At 45.5% G+C, this 13,443-nt stretch carries 12 protein-coding genes; 7 read left to right on the top strand and 5 right to left on the bottom strand.

Annotation, left to right across the window (positions count from 1 at the left end; translation table 11 throughout):
• Positions 1-2: 2 nt before the first annotated feature.
• Positions 3-1,076, bottom strand: coding sequence for a spore coat kinase CotI (cotI, locus tag QA442_RS06435; RefSeq protein WP_095432500.1), 1,074 nt, complete (start codon positions 1,074-1,076; stop codon positions 3-5).
• Between the two features lie 189 nt (positions 1,077-1,265).
• On the opposite strand from cotI, the gene cotSA reads away from it, so the two are divergent.
• Genes cotSA through QA442_RS06450 form a run of 3 tightly spaced genes read left to right on the top strand, consistent with a single transcriptional unit; the run spans position 1,266 to position 3,905 of the window.
• Positions 1,266-2,399 (top strand): spore coat protein CotSA, encoded by a 1,134-nt coding sequence (gene cotSA, locus QA442_RS06440; protein WP_095432499.1) that lies wholly within the window; start codon positions 1,266-1,268, stop codon positions 2,397-2,399.
• 14 nt (positions 2,400-2,413) lie between these two features.
• On the top strand, positions 2,414-3,469 hold the full coding sequence (gene cotS / locus QA442_RS06445; protein WP_095432498.1) for a spore coat putative kinase CotS: 1,056 nt from the start codon (positions 2,414-2,416) through the stop codon (positions 3,467-3,469).
• Between the two features lies 1 nt (position 3,470).
• Entirely contained in the window at positions 3,471-3,905 is a 435-nt protein-coding gene (locus tag QA442_RS06450) for a hypothetical protein (protein WP_095432497.1), read from the top strand.
• Between the two features lie 71 nt (positions 3,906-3,976).
• Here QA442_RS06450 and QA442_RS06455 read toward each other — a convergent pair whose 3' ends face one another.
• From QA442_RS06455 to QA442_RS06465, 3 genes are read right to left on the bottom strand one after another with little or no spacing between them, the layout of a single operon-like run.
• Complete coding sequence (locus QA442_RS06455) at positions 3,977-5,200, bottom strand: glycosyltransferase family 4 protein (RefSeq protein WP_095432496.1); 1,224 nt, start codon at positions 5,198-5,200, stop codon at positions 3,977-3,979.
• A 2-nt stretch (positions 5,201-5,202) separates the two neighbouring features.
• The gene (locus tag QA442_RS06460) at positions 5,203-6,153 is read right to left on the bottom strand and encodes an NAD-dependent epimerase/dehydratase family protein (RefSeq protein WP_095432495.1); all 951 of its coding nucleotides are present in this window, start codon (positions 6,151-6,153) and stop codon (positions 5,203-5,205) included.
• Positions 6,150-7,436, bottom strand: coding sequence for a UDP-glucose dehydrogenase family protein (locus QA442_RS06465; RefSeq protein WP_095432494.1), 1,287 nt, complete (start codon positions 7,434-7,436; stop codon positions 6,150-6,152). The genes QA442_RS06460 and QA442_RS06465 overlap by 4 nt, the downstream gene beginning before the upstream one ends.
• Positions 7,437-7,607: 171 nt before the next feature.
• Between QA442_RS06465 and QA442_RS06470 the strand changes: the two genes are divergently transcribed.
• Positions 7,608-8,426, top strand: a complete 819-nt coding sequence (locus tag QA442_RS06470; protein ID WP_095432493.1) for a UTP--glucose-1-phosphate uridylyltransferase — start codon at positions 7,608-7,610, stop codon at positions 8,424-8,426.
• Between the two features lie 8 nt (positions 8,427-8,434).
• Here the strand turns inward: QA442_RS06470 and QA442_RS06475 are convergent, their stop codons facing one another.
• Positions 8,435-9,154: a yteA family sporulation protein gene (locus QA442_RS06475; protein WP_095432492.1), complete on the bottom strand. Its 720-nt coding sequence runs from the start codon at positions 9,152-9,154 to the stop codon at positions 8,435-8,437.
• A gap of 289 nt (positions 9,155-9,443) precedes the next feature.
• Here QA442_RS06475 and QA442_RS06480 point away from each other — a divergent pair, with 289 nt between their 5' ends.
• The 3 genes from QA442_RS06480 to menH are packed head-to-tail and all read left to right on the top strand — an operon-like array spanning position 9,444 to position 13,410.
• Entirely contained in the window at positions 9,444-10,859 is a 1,416-nt protein-coding gene (locus tag QA442_RS06480; RefSeq protein ID WP_095432491.1) for an isochorismate synthase, read from the top strand.
• On the top strand, positions 10,856-12,598 hold the full coding sequence (gene menD, locus QA442_RS06485; RefSeq protein WP_095432490.1) for a 2-succinyl-5-enolpyruvyl-6-hydroxy-3-cyclohexene-1-carboxylic-acid synthase: 1,743 nt from the start codon (positions 10,856-10,858) through the stop codon (positions 12,596-12,598). The genes QA442_RS06480 and menD overlap by 4 nt, the downstream gene beginning before the upstream one ends.
• On the top strand, positions 12,586-13,410 hold the full coding sequence (menH, locus tag QA442_RS06490) for a 2-succinyl-6-hydroxy-2,4-cyclohexadiene-1-carboxylate synthase (protein ID WP_095432489.1): 825 nt from the start codon (positions 12,586-12,588) through the stop codon (positions 13,408-13,410). The genes menD and menH overlap by 13 nt, the downstream gene beginning before the upstream one ends.
• The last annotated feature ends 33 nt before the right edge of the window (positions 13,411-13,443 follow it).

Genomic DNA, 13,443 nt, shown 5'->3' on the forward strand with positions numbered 1-13,443 from the left:
ATTTAAATCAGCTGCTGCAATGCGTTTGATTTAATGCGTTCATATTCAAAAGCTGATTCTAATTCTTCCTTCGGTAAAGCAGACTTGCGGACGTATTTTTCGCGAATGACATCGTAAAGCTCATAAGGAAACAGCATATCTATAAACATGACTTGTTTTTGTTCTTCAGTTAATGGGGCTCTGGATTCGTATGCGTTCAGCATGACATGAAATGTCTCGTCATCCCAAACGCCCGTCGTATCCAAAAGCGGAATAATCATTTTGCGCAAATCACGAATAGGCAGATCAAATGATACGGTATCTAAGTCGATGACCCAAATCTGTTCATTTTCTCCTAAGAGTGTATTTCCGGTTCCGTAATCCTGGTGGCAAAGGTTAGGGCTTTTTTTCAGCTGTTCAGTCCATGGAACATAGGCCGATTGCAAAAGCTGGTCTTTGATGCGCAGGCCGTCTTCAATGAAGCGGTCTATCTCCTGAAGATAAAGCTGTGAGAAAGGGTCTTCTTTTTCCGCTCTCGCCATCAGCTTCCACGTTTCCATCTGTTTGCACCGTTTCGTGTAGTGATTCGGCCAGCGCCCTAATTTGGTAAATACGGGAACGCCATTCGGCGGCTGATATCCGACGGACGCTGTATGGAAATCAGCAAGGCCTTTCATGATAAACTCCAAGTCCTGCTTTACAGTCAGCTCAAACGGTCTTCCTTCGATCCAGTCATATACGACAAATAAAAAGGAGCCGTGCTTGGAATATAGGCTGCCTTTTTTGTTTGGGAGTATGCCAGGAACATTCATGTCTTTTTTTGCTAAATAATCCTGCGCGAAAATAGAAAATAACGCTTTCTTTTCCGGTCTGTGTATTCGTTTCAGACAAACCGCGCCGGAACCTGTGTGGACCTTCCAGACCAGTGCCATCTGATTTCCCTGAATGACGTCTATTTTTTCAGCATGCACATCCCATCCTTGAAGCACATTTTCAGCCAGCTCCGTTAATTTTTTTTCATCTTCTGCTGATAAAGGAAGCTCTGATGAATTCCCCTCCTCAATGACTTCGTGGTTTTCTGCCATTAAAGGACACATCCTTACCTGTTTTACTCCTACCTTATGAATCAAAAGGAAAAAATGATTGAGATATTTGACTATATTTACTAGAAGAATATGGTTGTTTACCCGTTTTGTTTTTGGGGCAGTCCCAATCCGCACAAGTTGGTTGATCAGCCGTATCATGATTCTAACTAGTTAAAAATCATGCAGGAATGGAGGCTATGTATGAAAATAGCACTGATCGCCACAGAGAAGCTTCCTGTCCCATCGGTTCGAGGAGGCGCCATTCAAATCTACCTCGAAGCGGTTGCCCCTTTAATTGCCAAAAAACATGAGGTGACTGTGTTTTCTATTAAAGATCCTAATCTCGCTGATAGAGAGACTGCAGACGGTGTCCATTATGTACATTTGGATGAAGACCGTTATGAAGAAGCTGTTGGAGAAGAGCTGAGAAGGAGCCGCTTTGACCTTGTGCATGTTTGTAATCGCCCAAGCTGGGTTCCAAAATTGAAGAAACAGGCGCCGGACGCTCTTTTTATATTAAGCGTTCACAATGAAATGTTTGCTTACGATAAAATCAGCCAGGCAGAAGGAGAGATTTGCATCGATTCCGTAGCGCAGATTGTTACGGTCAGCGATTATATCGGACAGACGATCACAAGCCGTTTTCCGTCAGCCCGATCAAAAACAAAAACAGTTTATTCCGGTGTGGATTTAAAAGCGTACCATCCCCGCTGGACGAATGAAGGACAGCGGGCTCGCGAAGAGATGCGAAGTGAGCTGGGGCTTCACGGCAAAAAAATCGTCCTATTTGTCGGCCGTCTTAGCAAAGTCAAAGGCCCGCACATTTTATTGCAGGCTTTGCCGGACATCATTGAGGAGCATCCCGATGTCATGATGGTGTTTATCGGGTCCAAATGGTTCGGAGATAATGAAATAAATAACTATGTCAAACATCTTCATACCCTTGGTGCGATGCAAAAGGATCATGTCACATTTATTCAATTTGTGAAGCCAAAGGACATTCCGCGCCTTTATACCATGTCAGATGTATTTGTGTGCTCTTCGCAATGGCAGGAACCTTTAGCAAGGGTGCATTATGAAGCGATGGCTGCGGGACTGCCTATCATTACAAGCAATCGGGGAGGCAATCCAGAGGTCATAGAGGAAGGGAAAAACGGCTACATCATTCATGACTTTGAAAATCCTAAACAATATGCCGAACATATCAATGATTTGCTGAGAAGCTCGGAAAAGCGGGAACGGCTTGGGAAATACAGCCGCCGTGAGGCAGAAAGCAATTTCGGCTGGCAGAGGGTGGCTGAAAATCTGCTCAGCGTCTATGAAAAGAACAGATAGAAGGGGTGAACAGAGTGTACCAAAAAGAGCATGAAGAACAGATTGTGTCTGAAATTCTCAGCTATTATCCTTTTCATATTGACAATGTGGCGCTGAAATCGAACAAAAGCGGGCGCAAAATCTGGGAAGTTCAAACTGATCATGGCCCAAAGCTGCTAAAAGAAGCGCAAATGAAGCCGGAGCGGATGCTTTTTATCACTCAGGCACATGCCCATTTACAAGAGAAAGGGCTGCCGATAGCGCCGATTCATCAAACAAAAAATAGCGGTAGCTGCTTGGGCACGGATCAGGTTTCTTACAGCTTATATGACAAAGTGACAGGAAAAGAAATGATTTACTATGATGCAGAGCAAATGAAAAAAGTCATGTCGTTTGCCGGCCATTTTCATCATGCGTCAAAAGGATATGTTTGCACAGATGAAAGCAAGAAGAGAAGCAGGCTGGGAAAATGGCATAAATTGTACCGATGGAAGCTGCAGGAACTTGAAGGGAATATGCAGATCGCAGCATCTTATCCTGATGACGTATTTTCGCAAACTTTCTTAAAACATGCTGATAAAATGCTGGCAAGAGGAAAAGAAGCACTTCAAGCGCTTGATGACTCAGAATACGAAACCTGGACAAAAGAAACGCTCGAGCATGGCGGATTCTGTTTTCAGGATTTTACATTGGCACGTTTGACTGAGATCGACGGGGAGCCCTTTTTAAAGGAGCTTCACTCGATTACCTACGATTTGCCTTCAAGAGACCTTCGTATTCTGCTGAATAAAGTGATGGTTAAGCTTTCGGTGTGGGATACTGATTTCATGGTTGCACTGCTTGCGGCCTATGACAAAGTGTATCCGCTCACAGAAAAACAGTACGAGGTACTTTGGATTGATCTCGCGTTTCCGCATTTGTTCTGTGCAATCGGCCATAAATATTATTTGAAGCAAAAGAAAACGTGGTCAGATGAGAAGTATAACTGGGCGCTGCAAAATATGATTTCCGTTGAAGAATCTAAAGATTCGTTTTTGGATAAACTGCCGGAACTCTATAAAAAGATAAAAGCGTATCGGGAGGCGAATTGACATGAGGTCTTCGAGACAAAAAGCCTCTATTTCTAAATTGGATCTTGACCAATTCGTATTTACACCGCCTGGATCAATGGGGTGGCAGGCTCATGACTCAATCTCAGCTGAGAAGGAGGAAGAGGAGAAGCATTTAGCTGTGGGCAGCATCCGAGAGCTTCCTCACATCAATGCACCGAAAGAATATCAAGAAGAAAAGAAGGAAAAGGAAACTGAACACAATATCATCAATGATGAAGAAAAAACGAAATTTGAAACTGCTCGAGAGCCTGAGAAGGAGCGTGATTCGAAACGCTCAATGCCGCTCTTTGAGGAAGAAGAGCATGATGATGAAGAACCAGACTTAGCGGAGGAAGCCAGAGTGGAAATCATCATTCTTCCAAGTGATTCTAAACCAGCTCCATGGTTTTCTTCAGCTGTAAAGCGAAAGGCATAAAGTCACTTTTATGCCTTTTTTTGAGCTCTCTGCAACAAAAAACAGCCCGTTTTGCAACGCGAGCTGTAGGTTTATGATTTTGCTTTCACAAAAAGCTGATTGATTGATGATAAATCAAGGTTTTGCGTCAGAAAAGGCGGCGGGAATTGTTTGTTTTTCGGGGTCAAAACGGATTGGTAAACTTCATTGAGCCGTTTGGCAGCATGTGTAAAGGTAAATAAAGCTTCTACATGCTTACGGCCGTTTTTTGTCATTTTGTTCATTAATTCTTGATCTGTAAAGGCTCTGTCAATTGCTTTTGCAAATGAAGAAGGTTTGTTGTAGCTGTCAATGACAAGGCCGGTGACTTCGTGTTTTACGACCTCTCCGTTTCCGCCCCGGTTTGTGGTAATTAAGGGCGTGCCGGCTGCCATTGCTTCATAATTCACACGGGCGAGCGGTTCATTCCACTGAGAGCTGCACACAAATACATCTGCCATCAGAAAAAGGTTTGGTATGTCGTCTGCGGGAATGAATTTTGTAAAGATCACGTGGTCTCTGTACGGCAGCGCCAGCTTGCGAAGATAGGTGACATATTGATTTTCGCTGTCATCGCTGAACCACTTCCCGCCCGCTATGACAAGTACAGCATCAGGATGCTGCTGCAAAATCCGTCTCATGCTGTGGATGAGAAGGTGAGGCCCTTTTGTCGGGCTTAAGCGGCCGGCGAATAAAATAACTTTTTTATCCTCAATGTCGTATTTTTTTCGGTATGTTTCTCTGACAGCCGCGCCTTTCGTCGTCCAGACGGGCGGATAAGCGTGTAAATCAACGCCCGAGTACACGACTCTTGTGATGTCCTCGGCTTCAGGGAAACGATCGATGACGGTTTGTTTAATAAATTCGCTGACAGTTGTGATCATGGAGACATTGTCGAGTACTTCTTTTCCTTGCGCGAAGGTCATCTTTTTTTCAGAAAACATTTCGTTATGCAGGCTCAGAATGATCTTGCTGTTTGGTGAAGCCTTTTTATATAAAGAGACATTTAAAGGCCTGTTAAACACATGAATGAGGTCGAAGGAAGAGGCTCGCAGCTCTTCGGCTACCGCCTCTCGGTAATGCTCTTTTGGCAGATGGATATAATGTACGCCGTTTTTCGTTTCTCTTTTTGGAAGCGATGGATCTTCTATTGAAAAAATGGTCAGGTCGTAGCGGCTGCTGAAATAGGGCGTGACACCGTCAATCATCATTTGAATAGCGCCGCCGCGTACCGCGGGCGCCGGCAGCTTTTCTGTACAGATAAAGGCAAGCTTCATTTTCATTCCCCCTGATACAGCGACGATAAATAGGCAATTTCGTTAGTCAAGCCATCCTTTAAGGATGTGGCAGGATCATAATGCAAGAGCTGCTTTGCTTTTGAAATATCCGCCCACGTGTTGCTCGGTTCCCCTGCTATTTTGTCCGAAAAGTGCAGTGTTGCTTTTTTGCCGGAAATCTCTTCAATGAGGGAGACAACCTTTAAGACTGAGGCACGTTCAGCACCGCCGATATTTACCGTTTCACCAATAAGGTGGGGTTTCCCAAGAACTGCGGTGATGCCTTTGACACAGTCGCTGATGTAAGTAAAATCTCTTGACTGCTGCCCGTCACCGAAGATCGTGAGCGGCTTTTGCTGAAGGTGCTGCTTGATGAGCCGGTGAAAAGCCATGTCCGGCCGCTGTCTTGGTCCGTAAACGGTAAAAAAACGGAGAATCACAATTGGAATGCCAAAGCTTTGTTGATACACATGGCAAAGCTTTTCACCGGTAAGCTTTGTTACCCCGTACGGAGATAAAGGAGAAAGCGACGTGTTCTCGCTGACTTTTCCTTGTTTTTCGCCATAGACGGAAGAGGTGGATGCAAAGACGAACGTTTGAATAGGATGTTCACGGCATGCCTCGAGAAGTCTTTGTAGCGCTTGGATATTATGTGCGGCATATGGGTGAAAATGATTGCCCCAGCTTGAGCGGACACCCGGAATGGCCGCCAAATGAAAGATGACGTCTACTCCTTCCAGTAAGGGAGAAAGATCCGCTGTCAGCAGATTTTCCTTTATAAACGTAAATCGTTTTTCTTGCAGCAGGGTTTTAAGGTTTTTTAATTTTAAGGAAAATGGAGTAGGACCGATAAAGTCATCAATTCCGATAACGTGATGTTTCTTATCCTTCAGTAATTCTTCGCAGAGGTGGGAGCCGATAAATCCCGCTGCTCCTGTGACGAGTATTCTCATGGGCGCCCAACCCCCGTACAGATCAGGCCGCAAGCCTCGATCGGTTCTTTTTTCAGTACGTTGCGTCCGTCAATCACAAGACGCCCTTTCATGATGCCTGCAGCCTTTTTCCAATCAAACGCTAAAAACTCAGGCCATTCTGTCGCCAAAAATAAAAAATCACTCTCTTCTATCGCATCAAAAGCTTGAGAATGCTGAGTTGCATGTTGCCGCAAATGTTCTGGAAGGACAGCTTCAGGATCATATGCATGAACATCACATCCCAGCTCTGCCAGCCCTTCAATCAGTCTGACGGCCTGAGAATTTCTGGTGTCATCGGTATGGGGTTTGAAGGAAATGCCGAGTACAGCTGCTTTCTTGCCTTGAAGTGTATCGAAGAATGACTGTATTTTTTTGATATACAGGCCGAGCTGGGTGTCGTTAATGTGCTGCACGGCTTGAAGCAGGAAGGTCTCCGTGTTTTTTTCCTTGGCAGCAAATTGCAGCGCCTGCAGATCCTTTGGAAAACAAGAGCCGCCGTATCCGATGCCAGCCTGCAAAAAGTGCCTCCCGATTCTCGGATCTAGTCCGATAGCGCGGGAAATATCCGAGATATCTGAATGATAGGCTTCACATAAGCGGGCCATTTCGTTAATGAGTGAGATTTTGGCTGCTAAAAAGAAGTTGTTGGCATATTTGATCAGCTCTGCTCCTGCTAAGCTTGTAATGATATAAGGGGTGTCAATGTGTTTGTAAATAGATTTGACGATTGCTGCCGATACGTGATCTCCTTCCTGAATACCGATGACCGTTTTGTCAGGATGCAGCATGTCATATAAGGCGTTACCTTCCCGCAGAAACTCGGGATTGGATACGATGTTAAACAAACTTTCAGACACACCGGAGGCAACCAGCTGTTTTGCTATGTTTTCATTTGTCCCGGGCGGAACAGTGCTTTTCGTAATAATGGTTTTATACGATCGAATCGCCTCGCTCAAATCGCTGATGACGGACTGCAGGGCTTTCGTATCAGCTGACCCGTCCAAACGCGGTGGAGTTCCGACTGCGATAAAGATGACGGGACATTTCTCCATGCTCGATTTCACTTCAGAAGAAAACGAGAGATTGCCGCAATGGTTTACTGCATCAGAAAGCCCAGGCTCGTAAAAGGGAATGTCTCCATTTTTCAGCTGCTCGATTTTTTTGACGTCTTTGTCTGTGCATATCATGTCATGCCCGATGGATGCCAGTGCCGCTGATAAAGTTAAACCGACATATCCGGCGCCAACCACACAAATTTTCATCACCTGAGCTCCTTTTCAAGATTACTGGTCATATATCAATATCCTATTAAAAAAGGGCTGGTTCGTGATTCCGCTTTCTGCCCAGTTGCGTCCGCCTAATTTCACATGGACAAACATCGGGATGCGCTCTTGGAATATCATGTAATAAACATAAGCTGAGGGGAAAATACCATGATAAAAAAAGCGATCATTCCTGCCGGAGGATTCGGCACGAGAAATCTGCCGGTGACGAAGGTGATTCCGAAAGAAATGTTTCCGGTAGGGTCTAAGCCTGTAATTCATTATATTGTTGAAGAACTAAAGGAATCAGGCATTGAGGACATTTTGATGGTTGTATCGAGCCATAAAAACCTGATTGTCGACTACTTCGATTCCTCTTTGGCACTCGAAGCTTTTCTGGCCTCCCGGGATAAACTTCATTTACTCAGTGAGCATCCAATTCCAGATATACGGATTCACTATGTGCGCCAGCCTTATGCAAAGGGTTTGGGTGATGCCATTTCTTACGGAAGGCCATTTGCAGGCGGAGAACCTTTTGCCGTCGTTTTGCCCGATGATCTGATTTTTTCCGCCAATCAGCCGGCTTTAGGGCAGCTGATTGAAGCGTATACGAAATATCAGTCCAGTGTGATCGGCTTAAAAGAAACAAAAACGGAGGATTTACATCATTACGGGGTGATAAAGGGGGAGCCTGTTGAAAAAGGGGTTTATCGCATCCAGGATATTGTGGAAAAGCCTAAACAAAACCCGCCATCTCATTTTGCTGCAGCAGGACGTTATATTTTTACACCGGATATCTTTGATAAGCTGGACGAATTAGAAGCTGATAACGGAGGAGAAGTGCAGGTAACGGATGCGATTAAAGCTTCACTCGGGGCATGCAATGTTTACGGGAAATTGCTAGAGGGCGAGCGGTATGACATCGGCCTGCAAAAGGATTATTTGAGGCTGATTTCCGATATGCTGAAAACGGAAAAGAACCCCCGATAATCGGGGGTTCAATCAGCGTGGAGATCGCCGAATGTTGTCATGATTCCCTCTTCGTCAAGCTCTTCCTCATAACGCTCATGGGCCCTGCTTTGATAAACTGTAATTTCTTTGCCGGTGATATCAGTAGCAATGAAATTTTCGTAAGACTCCGTATTGCCGATATTCTCTTCGGCGTTCATCGTCATATCATCGTAGCTGAGCGGCGGATTTTCCATATCCTGCGGCGTTTGCGAGTTACCGTATTTTTCGACATCCTGATAGGAATCTTCACTGTCATATGGCGCTCTGATTTCTTCATCATCGTCAAATTCAAATTGCCCGAAAGGTGTTTCTTCTTCAATCGGACGGTCTTTGGACACCACGTCCTGTGACGAATACTCCGCGAGTGTTGTGGCAGTCGGAAGCGCCTCAAGTCTTTCGTAAGGGATTTCCTTTCCGCTGACTTCACAAATACCGTACGTACCGTTTTCTATCGCTTTTAATGAATGCTCAATGTCCCGAAGGTGCTCTCGCTCATGTAAATCGAGAGCGATGTCTTTTTCACGCTCGTAAAGTTCGGTTGCTTGGTCTCCGGGGTGGTTATCATAAGCTGAAAGTTCACCCATTGAATCATACGGAAAGGCTGAATTGAGCTGAAAATGGTCATTGTCTTTGAAACGGTTTAAGATATCTTTTTTCGTTTGCTCCAGTTCATTTTTTAAATGCTGCAGCTTGTCTTTTGTAAGCAATGTGATCGCCTCGTTTCTCTTTGATGCATACCTTTAGTATGAACAGATCGCCGGAGAACTTTCATAAATGCCGGATGGAGGAATATAGGGGATTTTCCTTTTATGGTAAGCGGATACAAGCTTTGCTACCAGTGGAGAAAGAAATTTAAGCTTTGTTTCTTTTTCATTTCTGAAATTAGGTTTATAATAGGTAAGGCAGGCCATTTGGACTGCACGATCTGTGTTTGACACAAAGAAGACACAGGTGTATGGTATTAAAAGCATTTTAAGGATTATGGAGGAATGTCTCATGGTGACAACGGTGCAGCGTACGTTCCGAAAGGAAGTTCTACATGCATTACATAAAGCCAAAGAAGTCAACCATGCTGTCTTAATAAGCTATTCGAGACAAATCGAGTCTCTTGACCCTCTATCATTTTTCAATTACAGAGCAAAAAAATATACAGGCAATCGATTTTTTTGGTCAGATCCTGAAAGTGAATTGACAATAGTCGGTCTTGGCAAAGAAGCGGTTTTCCAGACAAATCAAAAAAGCAGCGAGCGGTATCGTGAGGTTTTTGAACAATGGGAGCGCTTTAAAAAGACGGCTTTTCATATTTATGAAGAAGAAAAGCTGCAGCATTCTGCAGTGGGACCTGTGTTATTCGGAGGATTTTCTTTTGACCCTTGCGAAGAAAGAGGTACACAATGGGACCATTTCTCGGAAGGGGATTTCTTTGTGCCTTCGCTTATGCTGACAATGACTGCTGAAGGCCCGTTCTTAACAGTCAACAGATGGGTAAAAGGACAAGAAGATGCAGAGGCTGTTTTGGAAGGCTTACAAGCTTTTGCAGCGGAATTTATGATTCCCGGTTTCAAGCAAGAAGATCAAGCTGTGATTGCAGAAGTTCAAGAGCTGGATAAGGATGATTGGCTGAAAGCAATCAAAACGGCAACAAACCAAATTAGAGAGAAACAATATGATAAAGTGGTTCTTGCCCGAGAGCTGCTGCTCACGTTTGACGGTCCAATCCAAATTGAACCGGTGCTTAAAACGCTTCTGAACGATCAGCAGACAAGTTATGTTTTTGCAATTGAACAGGGAGGCAAAACCTTTGTCGGCGCATCTCCAGAAAGACTGATCAAAAGGGACGGCAGCACTGTCATGTCTACTTGTCTGGCAGGCTCCATTAAACGAGGCGTGAATGAAGAAGAAGACCGCCGGATCGGGCTTGAATTATTAAACGATGAGAAAAACCTGATTGAGCATGATATTGTCGTAGGCATGATTCATAACGCTTTTGAATCAGCCTGTTCGGAGGTTGAAAAGCCTGATGGACCTGTATTGTATAAAACAAAAAGCGTTCAGCACCTATTTACGCCGATTGTCGGACAGCTGCGTGACTCTGCTTCGATTTTTGACTTAATTGAGAAGCTGCATCCCACTCCGGCGCTTGGGGGAGCACCTAAGGAAAAAGCTGTTGAAGTGATCCGAGAGATTGAACCGATGAATCGCGGCTGGTATGCAGCCCCTATCGGCTGGATTGACAGCCAAGATAACGGGGAATTCGCAGTAGCCATTCGTTCCGGACTGATCGAAGGCAGAACAGCAAGGCTGTTTGCCGGGTGCGGTATTGTGGAAGACTCGGAACCAATCTCGGAATATGAAGAAACGCAGATTAAATTGAAGCCGATGATCTCTGCATTAGGAGGTGAGAGGCGTTGACTGTCAACCCGATTACTCATTACATCGGAAGTTTTATTGATGAATTCGCCCTTTCCGGAATTACGGACGCCGTCGTTTGTCCGGGCTCAAGATCCACGCCGCTGGCTATTCTTGCTGCCGCGCACCCCGATATTAGCGTCCATGTCCAAATTGATGAAAGATCGGCCGGGTTTTTTGCACTAGGATTGGCAAAAGCGAAGCAGCGTCCCGTACTATTGATCTGCACATCAGGAACAGCCGCGGCCAATTTTTATCCGGCTGTGGTTGAAGCCCATTATTCAAGGGTGCCAATTATTGTGTTAACTGCTGATCGGCCTCATGAGCTGCGCGAAGTAGGCGCACCGCAGGCTATTAATCAGCACTTCTTATTCGGTAACTTTGTTAAGTTTTTCACAGACTCTGCTCTTCCTGAAGAGTCTCCGCAAATGCTGAGATACATCCGAACGCTGGCAAGCCGCGCTGCCGGTGAAGCACAAAAACGACCAATGGGGCCTGTCCATGTGAATGTGCCGCTGCGCGAACCGCTGATGCCGGATCTTTCGGATGAGCCGTTTGGAAGAATGAGAACAGGCCGTCATGTGTCTGTAAAAACGGGTACGCAGTCTGTTGACCGCGAATCCCTGTCTGATGTGGCTGAAATGCTCACAGAGGCTGAAAAAGGAATGATCGTCTGCGGAGAGCTCCATAGTGAAGCGGATAAGGAAAACATTATTGCGTTGTCAAAAGCGCTTCAGTATCCGATTTTAGCGGATCCGCTATCTAATTTGCGGAATGGTGTTCATGATAAAAGCACTGTCATTGATGCGTATGATTCATTTTTAAAAGATGATGAGCTGAAGCTGAAACTTCGTCCTGATGTTGTCATCCGGTTTGGGCCGATGCCTGTTTCAAAACCGGTTTTCTTATGGCTTAAGGATGATCCGGCGATTCAGCAAATCGTGATTGACGAGGATGGAGGGTGGAGAGACCCGACACAGGCAAGCGCGCATATGATCCATTGTAATGCGTCTGTTTTTGCTGAGGAGATCATGGCAGGCCTTACTGCTGCCACCAGATCATCAGAGTGGCTTGAGAAGTGGCAGTATGTCAATGAGCGGTTCCGTGCGCATCTGCAAACCATCAGCAGTGAAGATGTTTCGTTTGAAGGCAATCTCTATCGAATCCTTCAGCATCTTGTGCCTGAAAACAGCTCGCTGTTTGTCGGCAACAGCATGCCGATCAGGGATGTTGATACGTTTTTTGAAAAGCAGGAACGCCCTTTCCGGATTTATTCAAACCGGGGCGCAAATGGAATAGACGGTGTCGTCTCCTCTGCGATGGGGGTATGTGAAGGAACAAAAGCGCCTGTTACCCTTGTGATTGGAGATTTATCTTTTTATCATGATTTAAACGGCCTGCTCGCGGCCAAAAAACTGGGCATTCCTCTTACTGTGATTCTTGTCAATAATGACGGCGGAGGGATTTTCTCCTTTTTGCCGCAGGCTTCTGAGAAGACACACTTTGAAGATTTGTTCGGCACACCGATTGGGCTCGATTTCAAGCATGCGGCTGCACTTTACGGCGGAACGTATTCATGCCCGGCTTCATGGGATGAATTCAAAACAGATTACGCGCCGCAGGCAGACAAGCCCGGACTCCATTTGATCGAAATCAAAACAGATCGCCAATCGAGAGTCCAGCTTCATCGCGATATGCTGAACGAGGCTGTGCGGGAAGTGAAAAAGCAATGGGATCTGTAAACATAACGGTGTCAGATGGTGTCCGATATGCTGTGACAGACGTCGGGCCGGATGCTTCCGAAGCCGTCGTCTGTCTGCACGGGTTTACTGGCAGCAAACAATCATGGACTTTTCTTGATGAGATGCTGCCTGATTCTCGCTTGATCAAAATTGATTGTTTAGGGCATGGTGAAACCGATGCCCCGCTGAATGGGAAAAGATACAGCACTAGCCGGCAGGTTTCTGACCTTGCCGAGATTTTTAATCAATTAAAACTTCACAAAGTGAAATTGATTGGGTATTCTATGGGAGGAAGGCTTGCTTACTCTTTTGCGATGACATATCCAAAGCGGGTATCAGCACTTGTGCTTGAAAGCACAACGCCGGGACTCAAAACGCTTGGGGAACGGCGGGAGCGGATCATGCGGGACCGGAAGCTTGCTGATTTTATTTTGCGTGACGGGATCAAAGCGTTTGTTGAGTATTGGGAGAACATCCCTTTGTTTTCATCCCAGCAGCGGCTGGCAGAAGATATTCGGCACAGGATACGATCGGGCCGTCTGCGGAACAATAAGATTGGGCTTGCGAACAGTTTAACCGGCATGGGCACCGGTTCACAGCCTTCCTTGTGGAGCCGTGTAGAAGAAATAGCCGTTCCTGTGCTCCTTATCTGCGGCGAGTGGGACGAAAAATTTTGTGCCATCAATCAAGAGGTGCATAAGATGCTTCCTTCTAGTAGAATAGAGATTGTTCCAAAGGCAGGACATACGGTCCATGTGGAACAGCCGCGATTGTTTGGTAAAATAGTGAGTGAGTTTTTGACAAGCATCTGACTCATTCACATAGAGAATAAAAGGAGGTCATCA

The organism is Bacillus stercoris (assembly GCF_029772985.1).
In the GTDB taxonomy this organism is placed as follows: Bacteria; Bacillota; Bacilli; order Bacillales; family Bacillaceae; genus Bacillus; species Bacillus stercoris.